General features: G+C 56.1%; 1 rRNA gene. It reads right to left on the bottom strand.

Annotation, left to right across the window (positions count from 1 at the left end):
* Positions 1 to 1,558 (bottom strand): 23S ribosomal RNA (locus tag ACOMD9_RS21065); the annotation flags it as partial.

The following is a 1,558-nucleotide window of genomic DNA, read 5'->3' as shown; positions in this document are numbered from 1 at the left end:
GGGAAGTCTCATCTTGAAGGGGGCTTCCCGCTTAGATGCCTTCAGCGGTTATCCCGTCCGCACATAGCTACCCGGCAATGCCACTGGCGTGACAACCGGAACACCAGAGGTGCGTCCACTCCGGTCCTCTCGTACTAGGAGCAGCTCTTCTCAAACTTCCAACGCCCACGGCAGATAGGGACCGAACTGTCTCACGACGTTCTAAACCCAGCTCGCGTACCACTTTAAATGGCGAACAGCCATACCCTTGGGACCGACTTCAGCCCCAGGATGTGATGAGCCGACATCGAGGTGCCAAACACCGCCGTCGATGTGAACTCTTGGGCGGTATCAGCCTGTTATCCCCGGAGTACCTTTTATCCGTTGAGCGATGGCCCTTCCATACAGAACCACCGGATCACTAGAACCTACTTTCGTACCTGCTCGACGTGTCTGTCTCGCAGTCAAGCACCCTTATGCTCTTGCACTCAGTGCACGATTTCCAACCGTGCTGAGGGTACCTTCGTGCTCCTCCGTTACGCTTTGGGAGGAGACCGCCCCAGTCAAACTACCCACCACACACTGTCCTCGATCCGGATCACGGACCTGAGTTAGAACGCCAATGATGCCAGGCTGGTATTTCAAGGTCGGCTCCACCCGAACTGGCGTCCGGGTTTCCAAGCCTCCCAGCTATCCTACACAAGCAACATCAGCATCCAGTGTGAAGCTGTAGTAAAGGTTCACGGGGTCTTTCCGTCTAGCCGCGGGTACACAGCATCTTCACTGCGATTTCAATTTCACTGAGTCTCGGGTGGAGACAGCGTGGCCATCATTACGCCATTCGTGCAGGTCGGAACTTACCCGACAAGGAATTTCGCTACCTTAGGACCGTTATAGTTACGGCCGCCGTTTACCGGGGCTTCGATCAGGAGCTTCGCTTGCGCTAACACCATCAATTAACCTTCCGGCACCGGGCAGGCGTCACACCCTATACGTCCGCTTGCGCGTTTGCAGAGTGCTGTGTTTTTAATAAACAGTTGCAGCCACCTGGTATCTTCGACCGCCTTCCGCTCCGGCCGCGAGGGCCTTCACGTAACGGCGGCGTGCCTTCTCCCGAAGTTACGGCACCATTTTGCCTAGTTCCTTCACCCGAGTTCTCTCAAGCGCCTGGGTATTCTCTACCTGACCACCTGTGTCGGTTTGGGGTACGGTCCCACAGAATCTGAAGCTTAGAGGCTTTTCCTGGAAGCGTGGCATCGATGACTTCCAGACCGTGGTCTGTTCGTCTCGTCTCTCGGCCTTGAGGGACCGGATTTGCCTGACCCCTCAGCCTACTGACTTTCACCAGGACTACCAACGCCTGGCTCACCTAGCCTTCTTCGTCCCCCCATCGCAATCCTGTGAGGTACGGGAATATTGACCCGTTTCCCATCGACTACGCCTTTCGGCCTCGCCTTAGGGGCCGACTCACTCTGCTCCGATTAGCGTCGAACAGAAACCCTTGGTCTTCCGGCGGGGGAGTTTTTCACTCCCCTTGTCGTTACTCATGTCAGCATTCGCACTCGTGATACCTCCAGCA

It is taken from the genome of Halomonas terrestris, assembly GCF_049166755.1.
In the GTDB taxonomy this organism is placed as follows: Bacteria; Pseudomonadota; Gammaproteobacteria; order Pseudomonadales; family Halomonadaceae; genus Halomonas.
The sequence above is the reverse complement of the archived record's forward strand: the minus strand, read 5'-3'. Positions and strand labels throughout refer to the sequence as shown.